At 49.2% G+C, this 18,549-nt stretch carries 20 protein-coding genes; 18 read left to right on the top strand and 2 right to left on the bottom strand.

All coding sequences use genetic code 11. The features are described from left to right. Positions 1–104 precede the first annotated feature (104 nt). From mpl to R3E63_04390, 5 genes are read left to right on the top strand one after another with little or no spacing between them, the layout of a single operon-like run. Positions 105–1,460 (top strand): UDP-N-acetylmuramate:L-alanyl-gamma-D-glutamyl-meso-diaminopimelate ligase, encoded by a 1,356-nt coding sequence (mpl, locus tag R3E63_04410; protein MEZ5539197.1) that lies wholly within the window; start codon positions 105–107, stop codon positions 1,458–1,460. A gap of 12 nt (positions 1,461–1,472) precedes the next feature. Continuing rightward, a complete protein-coding gene (locus tag R3E63_04405; GenBank protein ID MEZ5539196.1) occupies positions 1,473–3,167 on the top strand; it encodes a hypothetical protein in 1,695 nt (564 codons plus the stop codon). Continuing rightward, positions 3,164–4,021 (top strand): SIS domain-containing protein, encoded by an 858-nt coding sequence (locus tag R3E63_04400; protein MEZ5539195.1) that lies wholly within the window; start codon positions 3,164–3,166, stop codon positions 4,019–4,021. Before R3E63_04405 ends, R3E63_04400 begins: the two co-directional genes overlap by 4 nt. Before the next feature lie 19 nt (positions 4,022–4,040). After that, the gene (locus R3E63_04395) at positions 4,041–4,742 is read left to right on the top strand and encodes a glycosyltransferase family 2 protein (GenBank protein MEZ5539194.1); all 702 of its coding nucleotides are present in this window, start codon (positions 4,041–4,043) and stop codon (positions 4,740–4,742) included. Further along, the gene (locus R3E63_04390) at positions 4,735–6,189 is read left to right on the top strand and encodes an NTP transferase domain-containing protein (GenBank protein MEZ5539193.1); all 1,455 of its coding nucleotides are present in this window, start codon (positions 4,735–4,737) and stop codon (positions 6,187–6,189) included. The genes R3E63_04395 and R3E63_04390 overlap by 8 nt, the downstream gene beginning before the upstream one ends. Here the strand turns inward: R3E63_04390 and R3E63_04385 are convergent, their stop codons facing one another. Then, positions 6,190–6,468 carry a DUF5665 domain-containing protein gene (locus tag R3E63_04385; protein MEZ5539192.1) on the bottom strand — a complete coding sequence of 93 codons (279 nt, stop codon included), beginning with the start codon at positions 6,466–6,468 and terminating at the stop codon, positions 6,190–6,192. It lies immediately after the preceding gene. A 100-nt stretch (positions 6,469–6,568) separates the two neighbouring features. Between R3E63_04385 and purE the strand changes: the two genes are divergently transcribed. The 8 genes from purE (at position 6,569) to R3E63_04345 (ending at position 13,772) form a co-directional block, all read left to right on the top strand. Next, a complete protein-coding gene (purE, locus tag R3E63_04380) occupies positions 6,569–7,072 on the top strand; it encodes a 5-(carboxyamino)imidazole ribonucleotide mutase (GenBank protein MEZ5539191.1) in 504 nt (167 codons plus the stop codon). Further along, positions 7,069–8,160, top strand: coding sequence for a 5-(carboxyamino)imidazole ribonucleotide synthase (locus tag R3E63_04375; protein ID MEZ5539190.1), 1,092 nt, complete (start codon positions 7,069–7,071; stop codon positions 8,158–8,160). Before purE ends, R3E63_04375 begins: the two co-directional genes overlap by 4 nt. Continuing rightward, entirely contained in the window at positions 8,157–8,816 is a 660-nt protein-coding gene (gene can, locus R3E63_04370; GenBank protein ID MEZ5539189.1) for a carbonate dehydratase, read from the top strand. The genes R3E63_04375 and can overlap by 4 nt, the downstream gene beginning before the upstream one ends. Positions 8,817–9,037: 221 nt before the next feature. Beyond that, positions 9,038–9,247 (top strand): cold-shock protein, encoded by a 210-nt coding sequence (locus tag R3E63_04365; protein ID MEZ5539188.1) that lies wholly within the window; start codon positions 9,038–9,040, stop codon positions 9,245–9,247. 95 nt (positions 9,248–9,342) lie between these two features. Continuing rightward, positions 9,343–10,302, top strand: coding sequence for a glycine--tRNA ligase subunit alpha (gene glyQ, locus R3E63_04360; protein MEZ5539187.1), 960 nt, complete (start codon positions 9,343–9,345; stop codon positions 10,300–10,302). Further along, positions 10,302–12,404: a glycine--tRNA ligase subunit beta gene (gene glyS / locus R3E63_04355; protein MEZ5539186.1), complete on the top strand. Its 2,103-nt coding sequence runs from the start codon at positions 10,302–10,304 to the stop codon at positions 12,402–12,404. The genes glyQ and glyS overlap by 1 nt, the downstream gene beginning before the upstream one ends. Continuing rightward, positions 12,401–12,994: a D-glycero-beta-D-manno-heptose 1,7-bisphosphate 7-phosphatase gene (gene gmhB, locus R3E63_04350; protein ID MEZ5539185.1), complete on the top strand. Its 594-nt coding sequence runs from the start codon at positions 12,401–12,403 to the stop codon at positions 12,992–12,994. Before glyS ends, gmhB begins: the two co-directional genes overlap by 4 nt. After that, positions 12,984–13,772, top strand: a complete 789-nt coding sequence (locus R3E63_04345) for a lysophospholipid acyltransferase family protein (GenBank protein ID MEZ5539184.1) — start codon at positions 12,984–12,986, stop codon at positions 13,770–13,772. Before gmhB ends, R3E63_04345 begins: the two co-directional genes overlap by 11 nt. A 4-nt stretch (positions 13,773–13,776) precedes the next feature. On the opposite strand, the gene R3E63_04340 is transcribed toward R3E63_04345, so the two are convergent. Next, positions 13,777–14,382 carry a TetR/AcrR family transcriptional regulator gene (locus tag R3E63_04340; GenBank protein ID MEZ5539183.1) on the bottom strand — a complete coding sequence of 202 codons (606 nt, stop codon included), beginning with the start codon at positions 14,380–14,382 and terminating at the stop codon, positions 13,777–13,779. A gap of 92 nt (positions 14,383–14,474) precedes the next feature. On the opposite strand from R3E63_04340, the gene R3E63_04335 reads away from it, so the two are divergent. From R3E63_04335 to R3E63_04315, 5 genes are read left to right on the top strand one after another with little or no spacing between them, the layout of a single operon-like run. Next, positions 14,475–15,041, top strand: coding sequence for a hypothetical protein (locus R3E63_04335; GenBank protein ID MEZ5539182.1), 567 nt, complete (start codon positions 14,475–14,477; stop codon positions 15,039–15,041). Positions 15,042–15,071: 30 nt separating this feature from the next. Next, a complete protein-coding gene (locus R3E63_04330; GenBank protein MEZ5539181.1) occupies positions 15,072–16,397 on the top strand; it encodes a cytochrome P450 in 1,326 nt (441 codons plus the stop codon). Between the two features lie 9 nt (positions 16,398–16,406). Next, positions 16,407–16,610 (top strand): ferredoxin, encoded by a 204-nt coding sequence (locus tag R3E63_04325; protein ID MEZ5539180.1) that lies wholly within the window; start codon positions 16,407–16,409, stop codon positions 16,608–16,610. Positions 16,611–16,613: 3 nt separating this feature from the next. Continuing rightward, positions 16,614–17,642 (top strand): NAD-dependent epimerase/dehydratase family protein, encoded by a 1,029-nt coding sequence (locus R3E63_04320; protein MEZ5539179.1) that lies wholly within the window; start codon positions 16,614–16,616, stop codon positions 17,640–17,642. Then, a complete protein-coding gene (locus R3E63_04315) occupies positions 17,639–18,502 on the top strand; it encodes a TIGR03619 family F420-dependent LLM class oxidoreductase (protein ID MEZ5539178.1) in 864 nt (287 codons plus the stop codon). The genes R3E63_04320 and R3E63_04315 overlap by 4 nt, the downstream gene beginning before the upstream one ends. Positions 18,503–18,549: the final 47 nt, after the last annotated feature.

The following is an 18,549-nucleotide window of genomic DNA, read 5'->3' as shown; positions in this document are numbered from 1 at the left end:
CAGAATCGTGGAAGTGTAACCACAAGCGCGAGTAGCGTCAGCACTTCCATTCTTGTGCGCGGCAAGCTGCTAGAATTCTTTGACTATTTTGTGGAACAAGCTGTATGCATCTTCATTTTCTCGGCATTTGTGGCACCTTCATGGGCAGCCTCGCCATGTTGGCGCGTGAGTTAGGTCACACCGTGACCGGCTCGGATGCCAATGTCTACCCGCCCATGAGCACGCAATTGCAGCAGCAGGGCATTGCACTCACCGAGGGCTACGATCCCGCGCAGCTGCAACCAGCGCCAGATTTAATCATCGTCGGCAACGCCATGAGTCGTGGCAATCCTTGTGTGGAATACATGTTGGATGCTGGGTTGCCCTACACATCGGGCCCGCAGTGGCTGTGTGATCATGTGTTGCAAGGGCGCTGGGTGCTGGCGGCGGCGGGCACGCACGGTAAAACCACCACGGCAACCATGCTGGCTTGGGTGTTGGATTACGCAGGCATGAAGCCCGGATTTTTAATCGGCGGCGTGCCGCAGTGTTTTCCTGTATCAGCTCGCCTAGGCGAGAGTGATTTTTTTGTTATCGAAGCGGATGAATACGACAGCGCATTTTTTGATAAGCGCAGCAAATTTATTCACTATCGACCTCGTACCGCGATCTTAAATAATTTGGAATTTGATCACGCTGATATTTTTGATGATTTGAGCGCAATCCAAAAACAATTTCATCATTTAGTGCGCACAATTCCACAAAATGGCTTGGTGATTTCACCGCAGGGTTGTGATGCATTGGATAATGTGTTGGCGATGGGCTGCTGGACACCTTCACAAAAAATAGGTGAAGGTGGTGATTGGTCTGCGAAAAAATTGCTCAGTGATGGATCGCATTTTTCGGTGTTGCTACAGGGTGAGGTAGTCGGCGAAGTGCAGTGGCAGCACAGCGGTGAACATAATGTTAGTAATGCCTTGGCGGCTATTGCAGCTGCGCGGCATGTCGGTGTTGCACCTAATGTTGCTTGTGCTGCATTGAGCGCGTTTGCTGGTGTGAAGCGACGATTAGAATTATTGTGCGATGTGAAGGGTGTGCGTGTTTACGATGATTTTGCGCATCACCCAACCGCTATTACTACGACGCTGAATGGTTTGCGTGAACGCGTCGGTAAAGAAAAAATTATCGCTGTATTAGAACCGCGCTCAAATACTATGCGCATGGGTGTGTTTCGCGAACAAATTGCTCCTGCGCTAGATGTGGCAGACGAAGTGGTTTTTTATCAGCCTAAAAATGTGGATTGGGCGCTGTCGGATGTTGCAGCGCAATGTCGTGCGCCAGCACGAGTGGTAGACGATATTGATCAACTGGTAAAAGAGTTGGCAGCTAGTGCAGGTGCTACACATATTTTGATTATGAGCAATGGCGGCTTTGGTGGCTTGCATCAAAAATTAGTCGCTAGTTTAAATTTGCACGCTTAGCGTTCGCTCTCTATGAAATATCCATGGCAAAGTTCACATGCAGGGTGCAAAAAAAGCTGGTGGAATATTTATGGATGGCTAATAAGTGGTTTGTGCGTCTGGCTATCTCTGCGCGTTCTTTACTATGCGATGTTTATTTGGCTGACGCCGATGCGGGAAGAGGTCAGCCTCCTGCATTATATGGCGTGGTTAATAGATGAAAGAAGCTTTACCCCTTATAAAGATGTATTAGACCCAGCATTTCCTGGTTCTATTCTTTTTCATATGGCGATTGGACGCAGCTTGGGCTATAGCGACATTGCCTTTCATTTTGCTGATTCTTTTTGGCTTTCTTTGATGTGCGTTGCGACTGGATTCCTCGTTCGTCCATTTGGACTTCGTATAGTTGCAGTATGCGTTACTGCATGGATGGCAGTTTATTTTAGCTATGGACCTGCAATGTCATTGCAGCGCGACTATGTAGGTATTTTGCCCGTAGTGTTGGCGCTTGTGTTGGCTATAAATATAAAAAATAGGTGCGCGTGGAAATTGTTTTTGATAGGCGCTTTATTTGGACTTGCCACATCCATTAAGCCCCACCTAATTATCGGCGCGCCGGTGGTTGCTTGTGCGTATTTTGCCCAAAGAAGTGGTGATAAATATCTAAATGCAAAATCGGTTCTTGTTGACACTTTCTGGGCAATTTCTGGATTGTTATTCATCTTCGCAGCTTTGGTCTTTTGGTTGTATAGCCAAAATGGGCTCGTAGCTTTTATAGATATGCTTTCGCAGAATATGTTGGTGTATATGCGGGACGATGGGATACGGAGTGATCTGTGGGCGATGCTGGCGCAAACATCTTTGTCTGATTGGGTAAATCAAAATATACCCACTGATTTGGGTGGCGGAAATATAACGGCATCACCTTTGTTTTGGCAATTTAGCAACATTTCCGCACACTTATTGATGGCTTTTTTAGATTGGGGTATTCCTGCTTGTTTGGGCTTGGGTTGGGCATTTTCTCAAATAGATAAGAAGGCGGAGCAGAGGGTATATATAAAAATTTTGTTAGCAATGACGGTTGTGTATTGGTTGTATCCAGTATTGGCGAATAAATACTGGAATTATCATTGGATGCCCTTTCGATATTTTGCATTGTTGTGTTTTTGTTTGCTGTTAGTGCCTTCAACTAAGTCAGGCATGCGAGGAGTAGTTTCATCTTCCATGGCTTTGATATTATTTATTTGGATCATGTATGGAAAAATGTGGCCGCCCAATGGCTCAAGCGTACAAGAAAATTTTGCAGAGTGGCAGAAAAATAAATTTTCTCAAAACAGAGATTCATCTGACGATATTGCACAATTTTTACAAATGCATCTTAATGCTGGGGATGTCGTGCAGCCTATCGACGAAGGTGGTCCTGTCATGCGAGGGATGTTATTGGCCAAAGCTACACTGGCAACGCCCTATATGACATATCGCCAACTACTCGTGAATGAAAGCCATCCCGTTGTGCAGCAGGCTCGCCAACAGTTTCTTGATAAAATTCACCAGAATCCACCTCGATTTTTTATTAATACCTACACAGCGCCTCAAGCTTCATTTTTCGGAGAGCGTTATCGATTTGAGGTATTGGATACGCTGTTGCAGCAGGACTACCATCCAGTGTTGAATAACTGTGGGTCGACGCGATGCTTCCTGACAATCTGGGAGAAAAACAAGCCATGAAGTTGACGACATTGACAGAGCGCATCCGCGAAAACAGCAAAGCGATGCGAAAATCAGAACGCAAAGTTGCCGATTATGTGCAAAACAATTTAAGTGATGTGATCAATATGCGCATCGTAGATTTGGCGGCGCAGGCGGATGTCAGCGAGCCAACAGTGGTACGTTTTTGTCGCGCCGTTGGTTGCGACGGTTTTCAAGAGTTTAAGTTGGCATTAGCGCAAGAGTTGGCCTTGAGTCAGCGGTTCGGGCGCGTGGCGGTGACCGATTCTGATTCCGTTGCTGATTTCAGCCATAAAATTTTTGATGCCACGATTGATACGCTGTTAAAAGTGCGTGATGGCTTGAATGCCGCTAATTTGAGCAAAGCAATTACAGCATTGACGAATGCTAACCGTGTGGAGTTTTACGGTTACGGCGCTTCGGCTGCCGTTGCTGCTGATGCACAGCACCGTTTCTTTCGGTTGCAATTGGCTGCCGCTGCTTACGCGGACACACACATCCAAACCATGTCGGCTTTGTCATTGCAAAAAGGCGATGTAGTCGTGGCAATTTCGCAAAGTGGCCGCACGCGTTCACTGCTGGATATTATTGAATTGGTAAAAGATGTCGGTGCCACCGTCATCGGTATGGCGCCATCGGGAACGCCGATTGCGGAAGCGGCGAGCATTCCTCTGTGTATTGATGTGGAGGAGGAACTGGAAATTTATACGCCGCTGTCGTCGCGTATTGCGCATCTGACGGTCATGGATGTTTTAGCCGTGGGTGTGGCGCAGCGCAAAGGTTCTCGTCTGCAAGGACATTTATTCCGTTTGCATGCAGGTATGAAATCATTGCGTGTGCCGGATGCTGAGTGACGGAGTGCGATAAAACAGCATGACAAAAACAGCGGATGTGATTATTCCTGTCTATAACGAGAGAGAAAACTTGCAGCCGTTATTGCAGCGCCTCTCTGCGTTACCTGTTTTTGATGCCCTGCATTTAATTTTTGTTGATAACGCCTCGACCGATGGCAGCGCCGATTTTTTGGCGGCGGTCCAAAACATTTCTCTGGTTCGACATGGAAGTAATCGCGGTTACGGTGCGTCTTTGCGCAGTGGTATGGCTGCCGCGATTACTGATCGTTGGCTAGTATTGGATGCAGATGGTGAATATCCACCGGAGTGCATTCCTGATTTGTTGATGGCTTTGGAAAAATCTCAGGCTGTGTATGCCAGCCGCTTACTGGGTAAATCTTCAGCGGTAAGTGCGGGTATGCCTTGGTTTAAATGGTTGGGCAATAAAATTATTTCTGGTTTATTTAATGTGTTGTTTCGGCAACAGGTGACAGATTTGTATACAGGCTGTAAAGCTTTACGGCGCGAGAGTATGCAAGGGATTTATTTGCAGCGCGACGGCTTTGAACAAGTGTTGGAGTTGGCTGTTGGCTTGGCGCAGCGCGATATTGTGATTGCAGAAGTTCCTGTCAATTTTTCACCGCGTCAGTGCGGTGCGTCAAAAATGTCGCACGGTGCGGAAACGCTCAAGTTTATTTTTTGGTTGTTGTTTTATCGGTTAAGGAAGCGGCCCAATGAGTGATGCGCCTGAACCTCTATGGGGACTGATTCCCGCTGCGGGCAAAGGTTCGCGCGCCGCGCCGTATACAGAAAATCAACATAAAGCATTGTTAGCCATCAATGGTATGCCGAATATTGAGCGCATCATTGCCATCATGCGAGATGACTTAGCAATCAAAAATATTGTGATTGTGATTGGTCATCTCGGTGAGCAAATTTGTCAGCATTTGGGTGATGGTTCTCGTTTTCATGTGCATCTGCATTATGTAGAGAACACGGATCTCGACAAAGGTTGGGCGTGGTCGGTTTTGTTATCACGGCAATATATTGCTACACATTTTTGTATCATGTTGTGCGATGAATGCTACCTCAGTGCGAATCATGCGGAGTTATTGGCTGTGCCTTGGCGCGAGGCTTTATTCACTTGCGCAAGTATGAAAGTGGATGATGCGGAGTTGATTCGCAAAAATTATGCGTTGATTGCATGCAATGGCGTCTTGCAACAATTGCAAGAAAAACCCGTGGTAGTGAGTAATGATGCAATGGGAACGGGAACTTTTATCTGTTCGCCAAAGATTTTCCCTTGTATTGAACAAGCGTACCAAAAATCTTCTACAGTAGATTTTGTCACTCTACTGAATGATCTATTGCAAGCGGGTGAGCGCGGACAAGCTTTTTCTCTAACAGGCACTTATGTGAACATCAATGATCGCGACTCCTTGGCTTTAGCGCGTTATCACGATCGCAATGTGCATTTTGCAAGCAGTCGAAAAGCGCTGCTGATTTATGCGGAAGGTGACGAAGAAAATATTGCTTTTACGATAGAGCGATACCGTGAGCTATCAGTATTTGATGAAATTTTCGTGGTGCTGCCTGAGCAAAATTTGTTGTTATCTGTCGTGCAAACGATGGGCGTATCTGCCATTCTCTGCCCTACTGGCTGTGTGCGTTATGGTGAGAAATTGCATTACGCCATAAAAAATGTGCAGGCCGATATAATTGCGTTGACGGAAGCGGATTATTCTTTTTCTGCACGCGACATCAGCAAACTGTTTGCTTACTTGTGTGATGCTGACATGGTGATCGGCACGCGCACCACGCGACAGTTGATTGAGCAGGATTCCACGATGCGCGGCTTATTGCGCATGGCGCATACCGCACTAGGTAAGCTGGTGGAAATGTTGTGGTGGGATCGTGAGGCTCGGTTTACCGATGCAGGCTGCACGCTGCGCGTTTTTTGGCGCAGCACTTGGGATGCCATTGCGCCTGAGTTATCGGCGCGTGGGCCAGAGTTTTCTGCCGAGATGATGATTGCTTGCTTGGATAAACGCCTGCGTGTGATTGAAATTCCTGTGAATTATTTCAATCGTAGTGCTTCGCAGATCCGCGCGTATCGCAATCCACGTTCTTTTTGGTCATTTGTGCAATTGATTTTTCGCAAGCGTTTCCAGAAAAAACATGCATTTTGATCAATGCGTCGGCGGTTGTATCTGCGCCAAAATATCTTTGATGAACTCGCCCAAGATGGGCACAAATTGAATTTGTGACAATAAAAAAACAATCAGCGACAAAATAATCCCCGCACCAGCCACGCTACCTAAACCAAACGCCGCTCCTTTCAAAAATTGCAGCAGCAACTCGCGCCAGGTAGAGGGCGGTTTGACAATCAACGGGTGAGTGGCAATTTTTTCGATATGTTGTTCGATGGCGCGGATGCTGCGCTGTGTGTCGTGCTGTGCTTCGCTCATGATTTCCCTCTCGGCTGGTGTGATCGCGCTGTTGCCTGAAGGTTACGGGAGTTTACCCCTTGCGGTAAACTGTGCCGCCTTTCTGCCACGGTTTTAGGCGATGAACGCAAATACTCCTCTTGTCGGTGTCATCATGGGTTCCAGCAGTGACTGGGATACGCTGCAGCACACCGCAGAAACGCTCAAGGAACTCGGCATTCCCCACGAAGTGGAAGTGGTATCGGCACATCGCACGCCCGATAAATTATTCAGCTATGCCGCTGCGGCTGCCGAGCGCGGCTTGGCCATCATCATCGCTGGAGCAGGCGGTGCAGCACATTTGCCTGGTATGGCAGCCTCTAAAACACAGCTGCCCGTACTCGGTGTGCCAGTGCAATCCAAAACACTGAATGGCGTGGATTCGCTGCTTTCTATTGTGCAAATGCCTGCGGGCGTACCTGTGGGTACGATGGCGATTGGCAAAGCGGGTGCCATCAATGCCGCACTGCTTGCCTGTGCCATGCTCGGCAACCAATACCCTGAATATCGCACCGCTTACGAACAATATCGCCAGAAGCAGACGGACAAAGTCCTCGCCCATCCTGATCCGCGGCACCCCGCATGAAAGTAGGCGTGTTGGGTGGCGGTCAATTGGGTCGCATGCTGGGCGTTGCTGGATTGCCCTTGGCGTTGGAGCCTGTTTTTTGGGAGCCGGAAGCAACAGCCTGTGCAGGTTTGATCGGCAACCATCTCTGCGCGCCCTATGAAGATGCCGCTGCACTGGCGCAACTCGTCAGCGCGGTGGATGTTTGTACTTACGAATTTGAAAATGTGCCCAGCGCGGTGTTGAAAACACTCGCTGCACAAGTGCCGGTGTATCCGCCGTTGCGCGCCTTGGAAGTCAGTCAAGATCGTCTGCACGAAAAACAACATTTTGCTTCGTTAGACATTCCAACTGCACCGTATGTTGCTGTAGACAGTGAAGCGGATTTACGCACTGCAGTTGCGCAGTTGGGCTTGCCTGCTATTTTGAAAACGCGTCGCTTTGGTTATGACGGCAAAGGGCAATTTGTATTACGCGGCGAAGCCGATATTGCTGCTGCGTGGCAAACACTCGGCGGCAAGCCGTTAATTCTGGAAGGCTTTGTGCGCTTTCAACGCGAGGTGTCCATCATCGCGGCACGTGCCAAAAATGGCGACTGCGTTTTTTATCCATTATCAGAAAATGTGCATCGTGACGGTATTCTTTTTACTTCACGCGCACTGCTAGCTGATCCATTACAAAAAAAAGCAGAAGCGATTGCTAAACGCTTGCTGGATGATTTGGATTATGTCGGTGTGTTGTGTTTGGAATTGTTTGATGTCGATGGTGCATTGGTCGTGAATGAATTTGCGCCTCGTGTACATAATTCAGGGCATTGGACGATAGAAGGCGCAGAAACATCGCAATTTGAAAACCATGTGCGCGCTGTGGCTGGCCTACCCTTGGGTGAAACAAGCTGCGTGGGTTTTCCAGCGATGGTGAATATTATTGGCACGCTGCCTGTGCTGGATGCCGTGTTGCGCTTGCCGCAAGTACATGTGCATTTTTACGGAAAATCAGAAAAGCCGCTGCGAAAAGTTGGTCATATCACCATTCGCGCGAATAGTATCGAACAGCGTGAAGAAAGAATTACTGCGGTCTTGCAGTTGTTAACGGGAGAACCATTATGAAGTTGTTACCCAATCTTTTTGAGAATAATCGTCAGTGGGCGGAGTCCATCAAGAAAATCCATCCCGATTTTTTTGGTAAGTTGTCTGAGCAGCAGTCGCCAGAATATTTGTGGATAGGTTGTTCCGATTCGCGTGTGCCAGCGAATGAAATTGTCGGTTTGATGCCGGGTGAAGTATTTGTGCATCGCAATGTGGCAAATGTGGTGGTGCATACCGATCTCAATTGCTTGTCAGTGTTGCAATACGCCGTAGAAGTGTTGAAAGTAAAACATGTGATGGTGGTAGGGCATTACGGTTGCGGCGGTGTGCGTGCAGCGATGAGCAATCAAAAATTTGGTTTGATTGATAACTGGCTGCGCAACATCAAAGATATTTATCGCCAACACCATGAAAAATTAGATGCCATTGAAGATGAAGAGCAGCGCGTTAATTTGTTTTGTGAGTTGAATGTGGTGGAGCAGGTCAACAATGTCTGCCATACCACCATCGTGCAAGATGCTTGGGATCGCGGTCAGGAGTTGGCGGTACACGGCTGGATCTACTCGCTGCGCAACGGTTGGCTAAAAGATTTGAATGTATGCATCACCGGCAAAGAGCAGTTGGACGATATCTACCGCGTAGGCTCTGAGCTGGAAGGGAACGAAGCGAAGAACTGAGCAACGGCGCTGGAAAAAACGCTTTACATCCGATGTCAACTGCATACACTGGAACGACTGAAAAACTACAGTTACACAGAAATACCGAAGGCTCGTTAGCAACATCGCTTGTCAGCAGTAGTACCGCTTGGTTTCTTCCCGAGTAAGTGCTGGATTTTCAGATAAACCGTCCGCTTTGCGGATTATCTTCATTTATCTGGGCAAGACCCGGGAGTAATAAAATGTCTAACCAAGCTACTGGCAAAGTTAAGTGGTTCAACGAAAGCAAAGGCTTCGGCTTCATCGAGCAAGACAATGGCAAAGATGTGTTCGTACACTTCAGCGCTATCCAAGGCTCAGGCTTCAAAACTTTGGCTGAAGGCCAACGCGTCAGCTTCGAAGTGACTCAAGGCCAAAAAGGCCCACAAGCTAGCAACGTACAAGCTATCTAATACGCTGCTCAGCCAGAAGAAGCCGCCTCCACAGGCGGCTTTTTTTATGCCTGTATAATGCGCGCTTCCTTAAAAATGTAGCGGATGTCACTGTCGTGAGCTCTTCCTCTGTTGATGTTTCCACCTTCCAAGGGCTGATACTCGCCCTGCAACAATACTGGGCGCGCCAAGGTTGCGTGATTTTGCAGCCGCTGGATATGGAGGTGGGTGCGGGCACTTTTCACCCCGCCACTTTTTTGCGCGCCATCGGCCCTGAAACTTGGAACGCCGCCTATGTGCAGCCCTGCCGCCGTCCTGCGGATGGTCGCTATGGTGAAAACCCCAACCGCTTGCAGCACTACTATCAGTTTCAGGTGGTGTTGAAGCCATCGCCCGACAACATCCAGCAGTTGTATCTCGATTCGCTGACGGCGCTCGGTATCGACACCACCGTGCACGATGTGCGTTTCGTGGAAGACAACTGGGAATCGCCTACACTCGGCGCTTGGGGCTTGGGTTGGGAAGTATGGCTGAACGGCATGGAAGTTACGCAGTTCACTTACTTTCAACAAGTCGGCGGTTTGGAATGTTTTCCTGTCACTGGCGAAATCACTTACGGTTTGGAACGCATTGCGATGTATTTGCAGGGCGTGGATTCGATTTTTGATTTGGTGTGGACGCTGGGGCCCAATGGCAAGCCAGTCACTTACGGCGATGTGTTTCATCAAAACGAAGTGGAGATGTCACATTTCAATTTTGAAGAAGCCAATGTCGATTTCTTGTTTCAATGTTTCGATACCTACGAGCGCGAATCTAATCGCTTGATGGAAAAATGCTTGCCATTACCTGCGTATGAAATGGTGATGAAAGCCTCGCACGCATTTAATTTGCTGGATGCGCGCCACGCGATTTCTGTGACAGAAAGGCAGCGCTATATTTTGCGCGTACGCACTTTGGCGCGCGCTGTCGCACAAGCGTATTTCGATGCGCGATTGGCGTTGCAGTTTCCACTCGCACCCGCTGCATTGCGCGATGAAGTGATAGCGCGCGCTGCACAACAAAAGGGAGATCTGTGATGTCTAACGCTCCTCTCGCACAAGATTTTTTGGTGGAAATTGGCACAGAAGAATTGCCGCCGAAAGCTTTAAAAGAACTGTTAAAAAGTTTTGCGTTAACGCTGTATCGCGAATTGGATGCCGCTGGACTTCGTTACGACAAACAGGCGTCGCAATTGTTTGCTGCACCGCGCCGCTTGGCTGCGCGCGTAGTTGCGTTGTCGGCTACGCAAGCGGATCGCGCGGTAGAAAAGCAAGGGCCGTTTGTGGCACAGGCTTTTGCAGCGGATGGCAAACCGACACCAGCGGCGGCGGGTTTTGCCAAAAGCAATGGTGTTACGGTAGAGCAACTAGAGCGCGCGCCTTCCGATAAAGGTGAACGCTTGGTTTTTCGCGCGCTGGAAAAAGGTCGCAGTGCAGTCGAGCTGCTGCCGGCGATGGTAGAAAAAGCGCTGCAAGAATTGCCAATTCCTAAACGCATGCGCTGGGGTTCGCGGCGTGTGGAGTTTGTGCGCCCTGTGCATTGGTTGGTGATGTTGTACGGCAGTGATGTGATTGATTGCGAAATTTTGGCGCAAAAAGCAGGGCGCATCACGCGCGGGCATCGCTTTCATGCGGCGGGCGATTTATCGATAGCTACGCCTGCTGATTATCAGCAGTTATTGCGCGATCATTTTGTCGAAGCCTGTTTTGCCAATCGCCGCAAAAAAATTGTCGCGCAAGTAGAAAAAGTAGCAGAGAACTTGGGCGGCAAAGCCGTTATCGAGCGCGAATTGCTGGATGAAGTCACCGCGTTGGTGGAATGGCCGGTTGCGTTGGCGGGAAAATTTGAAGAGCGTTTCTTGGAAGTGCCGCAAGAAGCCTTGATTTCATCCATGAGCGAGCATCAAAAATATTTTCATGTGGTGGACGCGCAGGGCAAGTTGCTGCCACATTTCATCACTGTGGCAAATATTGAAAGCAAAGATGCCGCTAAAGTAATCGATGGCAATGAGCGCGTGATTCGTCCGCGCTTATCGGATGCCGCTTTCTTTTTCAATACCGATTTGAAAACAGCGTTGGCTGATCGCTGTGAAAAATTAAAAACAATCGTGTTCCAAGCAGAATTGGGTTCGTTGTTTGATAAAAGCGAGCGCGTGGCTGCGTTGGCAGAGTTTATTGCAGAACAAATTGGCGGCAATCGTGACTGGGCTGCGCGTGCCGGTCAGCTCAGCAAATGCGATTTGGTGTCCAACATGGTGCAAGAATTTGACACCATGCAGGGTATCGCAGGCAGTTATTACGCTAAACACGATGGTGAGCCGGATGAAGTGGCTGCCGCGATGCGTGAGCAATACTTGCCAAAATTTGCCGGCGATGCTGTGCCGCAAACGCTGACGGGTTGCGCGGTGGCGCTGGCAGATCGCTTGGATACTTTGGTAGGCATTTTTGGTATCGGACAAATCCCCACCGGTTCGAAAGACCCGTTCGCACTGCGTCGCGCCAGTATTGGTGCGCTCAATATTTTATTGAAACGCGAATTAAATTTGGATTTGCGTGCATTAATTACGCAGGCGCGTAAAAACTTTGCTGTGCCATTCAAAACAGCGGATGTCGAAGAAAAAGTATTGGATTACATGCTGGAACGATTGCGCGGTATTTGTTTGGATGAACAAATCGCCACCGAAACTTTTAATGCCGTTGCAGCTAAACAGTTATCCGTACCTTTGGATATTTATCAGCGCGCTCTGGCAGTGCACAGCTTTACCCAGTTGCCACAAGCCGCGAGTTTGGCGGCGGCGAATAAACGGGTATCGAATATTCTCAGCAAATCGGCTGATGGTGTTTCCATTGCGTCGAGTGTGAATGCAGCTTTGTTACAAGAAGATGCTGAAAAAGTGTTGGCGGCTGCGTTAGCAGAAAAAACAGCATTGGTTGCACCATTGTTTGCCAGTAAAAATTACACACAAACACTGGCAGCGCTGGCGGATTTGCGCGAGCCGGTGGATGCGTTTTTTGATGGCGTGATGGTGATGGCAGAAGACGCTGCGCTGCGCAGTAATCGCTTGGCGCTACTGGCGCAGTTGCAAGCGCTGTTTTTGCAAGTGGCCGATATTTCACAATTAGTGCCGGATAAAAAATGAAATTAGTCATACTCGATCGCGATGGCGTCATCAACGAAGATTCTGATACCTTTGTCAAAACACCGGACGAATGGATTCCGATTGATGGCAGCATCGAAGCCATCGCGCGTTTGTATGAACACGGTTTTGTAATTGCGGTAGCCACCAATCAATCGGGCATTGGTCGCGGTTTAATTACCGAAGATGCCTTAGATGTCATGCACGAACATTTGTTGGATTTAGTGCGCGATGCCGGCGGCGATATCGCCACCATCGCGTGGTGTCCGCACAAACCAGAAGATTTGTGCGATTGTCGCAAACCGCAATCGGGTTTGTTTGATCAAATTGCCAATACTTTGGGTTGTGATTTGGAGGGTTCTTTCGTCATTGGTGACAGCCTGCGCGATTTGCAAGCGGGCGTGGCGCGCGGTTGTATTCCTGTGTTGGTGCGCACCGGCAAAGGTGAAAAAACGGAAAAGAAAATGCTGGAAGACGACAGCGACGAATTTGAAGGCGTAGAAGTTTTCGATAATTTAAGCGAAGCGGCAGATTTTTTAATTGCGCAAACGCCGCGCGACATCGTGCAGGAATGGCTAGACGATGAGTATTGAGAAAACACCAGCTTCTGATGCGCCTGATTTTTCGCCAAAAGTCAGCGGTGCTTTCCGCTTGTTTTGTGCGTTGCGCTCACTGATTTTTTATATTGGTTACGGATTGTTGACGGCCTTTATTGCCACCACAGCCGCTTTGTTCGTGAGATGGTTGGGTTATCGCGCTTGTATTTACTACATTAACTTGTGGAATCGAGGTGTGATTGTGTGGTTGCGCATCGTGTGCGGTGTGCGTTATCGCGTGGAAGGTTTGGAAAATATTCCTGCGCGCCCTTATGTGGTGGTGGCGAAACATCAAAGCCAGTGGGAGACTTTTTTTCTACAGTTGCCGTTTACTCCGGTATGCACAATTTTGAAAAAAGAGTTATTAAAAATCCCCGTGTTTGGCTGGGGTTTGGCAACCGTTAAACCGATTGCAATTGATCGCAGCGCGCAGCGAGAAGCCTTGAAATACATTATCGAAGCAGGGCGCGCGCGCTTGGCTGAAGGTATTTGTGTGCTGATTTTTCCTGAAGGCACGCGCACACCAGTCGGCAAAGTCGGACGCTATGCGCGCAGTGGCGCGGACCTCGCCATCAAAGCGCAAGTGCCGTTGTTGCCGGTGGCGCACAATGCCGGTGAATGTTGGCCGGGAAAACAATTTGTTAAATATCCAGGCGTAGTGACTGTTGTTATTGGCGCGCCGCTGCTGCCCGATGGCTGTGACAGCAAAACGCTGATGACGCGCGCCGAGCAGTGGATAGAGAGCGAAGTGCAGCGCGTGTCGCAGTATCGCTAACTCGCTATACCAACAACGCCGCACACGCAGTGACTAGCGCGGGAAAAACATCCTCCGGCACGCTGCGTTTCGGCCACTGGCCGATCAGTCTGTTATCGACAAAGCCGCGCAAGGCGGCGAAGAAAATCTGCCGTGCGGCATTATTGCCTGCGTGATCCGCAGCAAACTCGGGAAAAATCCCCTGCCACAATTCCGCCATCCGCAGTGACCAGCGTTTCACATAGGTTTTGGTGTTGAGCGTCAGCTCAGGGTCGCGCGGCAAATTCAGCAGCAGCTCCATGGTGGCGAGGTAGGCGGGGTGGTTGAGCAACTGCCACGAGCGTTCCGCCAGTAATTGCAGGCGCTCACGCACGGTTTTGTCTTCACCGCTGCGCGCCAAGTTGTCCAACTCCGTGATGTAGGCGGCGATAATGCTGTCTAGCACGGCGCGGTAGATGCCGGCGCGATCGGCAAAATGGTACTGAATCACCCCCCAGCTCAAGCTAGCTTGGCGCGCGATGCGGTTGCTAGTGGCGCGGTGGTAGCCCTCGTTGGCGAGGCAGTGGATGGCGGCGTCGATCACGGCGAGGCGTGTTTTTTCACTGGTGCGCGATACGGCTTTGCGGGGCATTCCTCGTATTCCTATAGCTGATTGTTGCGTTGACAATAAAATTATAGCTTGTACTATAATTTTTTCATCACCATTCAGGAAAGGAGCAGGGCATGGCTTACGCGCGCGAAGAATTAGAAAAAACTATGAATATCTGGTTGCAGGCAAACGAGAAAGCGGAAGCCACGGGCGACTGGCGCTGTTTGGCGGATTGCTACACGGAAGATTGCTATTACGCATGGGATATTCCAACGGGTTTGTACGAAGCGCGCGGTCGCGAAAATATTCGCGCCACTTGTGTCGGTGATGCAATGGATCCTTATGCAGGTTGGACTTATCCCTACGAAAAAATTGTCATTGATGAAAAAAAAGGTGAAGCATTTTGTTGGTGGTGGCAAACACCGCCGAAAGATGGCAGCGGCAATGCCTTAAAAAATACGGATGGCTCACCGATGCGTGTGATTGGTGCCTCGTGGTTCAAATACGGCGGCAATTATCAATGGTGCGAACAGCGCGATTTTTACGATTTTGGCAAAACCATGGAGTTTATTGATCAATGCGCAGATAAAGGTGCGCTGAGCCCGTTGGCGATGGAGCGCAGACAAGAGCGCAACAAAATGATGATCAAAATGTTAGAAGCGCGTTTGGCGTATTTGAAAAAAAGTGTGGGCGAAGCTTAATTTTTTGGAGATAACCATTTGGAGATAGCCATGAGCAAGCCGATTCCAAAACTCAGTGGTGCAAAACCAGAAACTGGTCACTACGAAGAGTATCAAGTTAATCAACCAAAATTTTTGATGCGCGTGCGGCAAGAGTGCGGTGATGTTGGCGAATACAATTTGATGGGGCAGCCGCATGTGTTGATGTCTGGGCCTGATGCGCAGGAAGCGTGGTGTCGCGCGCCCGATGAAGTGTTAGGACAGTCGGCAGCGTATAAAGGCATGGTGCCTGTGTTCGGTAAAGATGTTTTATTTGATACGCCGCTGGAGCGTTTGAAGCAGCAATTAAAAATTCAAGTCGATGCGCTGCGTTATCAAAACATGAAAGCTTACGCCGGTGTGATTGCGGATGAAGTGCGCGACTTCACCAATCAATGGGGTGAAAGCGGCGAATTGGATATGGTGGACGAGTTTGTGCGTCTCACTTTGTACACTTCCACCAGTTGTTTGTTGGGTGTGGATTTCCGCCGCGACATGACGGATGAATTCAGTGCACTGTATCGCGATTTAGAGCACGCGGTCATTGCGATTGCATTTATCGACCCGTATTTGCCGCTGCCAGAATTTGAAGCGCGCGATAAAGCGCGTGTGCGTTTGGGTGAAATGGTGGAGGAAATTGTCGCGAAGCGCCGTGCGTCTGACAAAGAGTACACAGACGCACTGCACACTTTTATGACGGCCACTTACAGTGACGGCTCAAAAATGTCGCCGCATGAAATTACTGGTTTGCTGATTGCCACTATGTTCGCCGGCCATCACACCAGTTCCGGTACAGCGACTTGGACGCTGGTGGAGTTTTTGCGCAATCCGCAATTTATGGCTGAAGTAAAACAAGAATTGGCAGAAGTATTTGCCGATGGTGGTGAAGTCTCGCATCACGCCATGCGCGGCATGCCAAAAATGGAAGCGTTTATTCGTGAAGTTCTGCGCGTGCATCCACCTTTATCGACGCTTATTCGCGTGGTGGAAGAAGATTTTCACTATCAGGATTTTGTGATTCCAAAAGGTTATCGCGTAGTGATGTCGCCAGGGGTGGCGCACAAAATTGCGGAAGTGTTTCCTGAACCAGAAAAGTTCGATATGCACAGACCTGAACCTGAGCATTTATTTGCATGGATGGCTTTCGGTGGTGGTCGCCATAAATGCGCGGGCAACGCCTTTGCGATTTTGCAGTTGAAAGCGATTTTTGCCACGCTGCTGTTGGATTTTGATTTTGAGTTGTCAAATCCGAAAGAATCTTATGTCGATGATCACAGCGGTATGACGGTCAAACCTTTAGCGCCGATGACGGTGCGCTACAAACGCAAGAAAAAATAGGTGGCGACAATGCGCATCACAGTTGATCTCGATTTATGCCAAGGGCACAGCGTGTGCATGGAAGAATGCCCAGAGGTTTTTACGGTTCAGGATACGCCTGACGGTTACCCGCAAGTGGTGGTGTTGCAAGAATCGCCAGACGAATCACTGCGTGAAAAAGTGATGAATGCTGTGCGCGGTTGTCCCAATCGTGTGATTCGTATTGAGGATTGAACAATGCGCGTACTGGTCACAGGAAGTACCGGTTTTGTTGGCTTTCATGTGCTGCGCACCTTAAAACGCAACGCGCATGAAGTGGTGGTGTTGGTGCGCAACACAGAAAAAGCACAGCAATTATTTTCGCGTTACGGCGTGACGGTTGATCGTATGGTGGTGGGTTCTATCACCGATGCTGCTGTGGTGCGTGATGCATTGCAAGGTTGCGATGCGGTTGTGCATGCAGCGGCAGTAACGCCCACGCAAGTAGCGAGTGAAAAAGAATTATTTTCCACCAATGTCGATGGTGTAAAAAATGTGATTGATGCAGCGTGTGAGTGCGGCATCAATAACATCGTGTATGTTTCCAGTATCACAGCAATTTTTAATACCAATCCTGCGCGCATGAGTGCGGATGCACCGATTGCTCAATCCAAGCACGCTTACGGACAAAGCAAAGTGCAAGCAGAGCGATATGTACGCGACATGCAGGCAAAAAATAAGGGCATCAAAACCGTTTATCCGGGTGGCATTATTGGGCCGGATGATCCGGGGCGTTCTGCAACATTGATGTCGCTGTTGTATCGCATGACGCAAGGTTTTCGCATCACCAGCGGTGGCACGCAACAAATTGATGTGCGTGATCTCGCTGCGTTTATTGTTGCATTGTTAGAAAAAAATGACGGCAAAGCTGCGCGCCATCTCACTGCGGGGCATTACATGGCGTGGGAAACTTTTGCTGATTTGCTCGATGACATCAGCGGCAAAAAATTGCCACGCAGTGCAGTGGCAGGCTGGAAGTTGCGTCTGTTTGGTCGTGTCACGGATTTCAAACGCTTATTCAAACCTGATCCTTCGCCGATTTCTGCAGAAACGATGCGCTATGCCACGCAGTGGCCTTGTGTAAAAAATAGCGAAACCATGCAAGAGCTTGGGGTGCATCTGCGCAGTACACAGGAAACTTTTACCGACACTCTGCGCTGGATGGGTGAAACCGGTTTGTTGGATAAACGCGCGCTACCTAAATTATTCATGGAGACTTCATCATGAAGTTCTGGCAATCGCTCGCTTTTTGCGAATTGGATCAAGTGGTTGAACTGGCTAAGTTTTCGGAAGATTTAGGTTTTTACGGCGTGTCGTTTGGCGACCATTTGATCACCACGAAAACGCAAGTGGATGAATATCTTTATACACAAAACGGACAAGTGTTTTGGCATCCAGAAACGCATTGGCCTGACCCTTGGGTCATTGCCGCCGCGATTGCGCAGCAAACCCAAAAGCTACAATTTTTGACCACGATTTATGTGTTGCCAATGCGCGACAGTTTTAATGCGGCAAAGGCGATTTCCACCGCCGCGTATTTGTCCAATAACCGCATCATCATGGGGGTGGGGATTGGTTGGCAGAAAACGGAATTTGCATTAACAGGGCAGGATTTTCACACGCGCGGCAAACGCACAGACGAACAATTAGCGGTGATGGCGAAATTGATGTCGGGTGAAATGGTGGAGCATCACGGTGAGTTTCACAATTTTGCGCCGCTGCAAATGTCACCAGGTACCACAAAACCTGTGCCGGTTTTTATCGGCGGCGATAGCGATGCTGCGTTTCGTCGCGCCGCGCAACACGATGGTTGGTTGGGTTTGCGTTACACGGAGGAACAACTGCCAGCGGTGCTGCAAAAAATTCACGCAGCGCGTGCAGAGGCGGGCACTTTAGAGCGAGCGTTTGATGTGTGGACTGCCGTTCTCAATCCCAGCGCAGGCACTTTTGAGCGTGTGGAAGCGATGGGTGTCACCATGACCAATGGCGCGAACTTTATGGTAGATGGCAAAATTGTTCCCACTGACATCGACTTCAAGAAAAAACGCATTGAGGCGTTTGCAAAACAATTTATTGCGGTATCCTAGCCAAAGGACAGACAAGCAATAGTCTGACAATAAAAATAAAGGCTAGG

The sequence above is a fragment of the Pseudomonadales bacterium genome, from assembly GCA_041395665.1.
GTDB lineage: Bacteria > Pseudomonadota > Gammaproteobacteria > Pseudomonadales > UBA7239 > UBA7239.
Note: the sequence above shows the minus strand (reverse complement) of the source record. Positions and strands in the feature narration are given on the sequence as shown.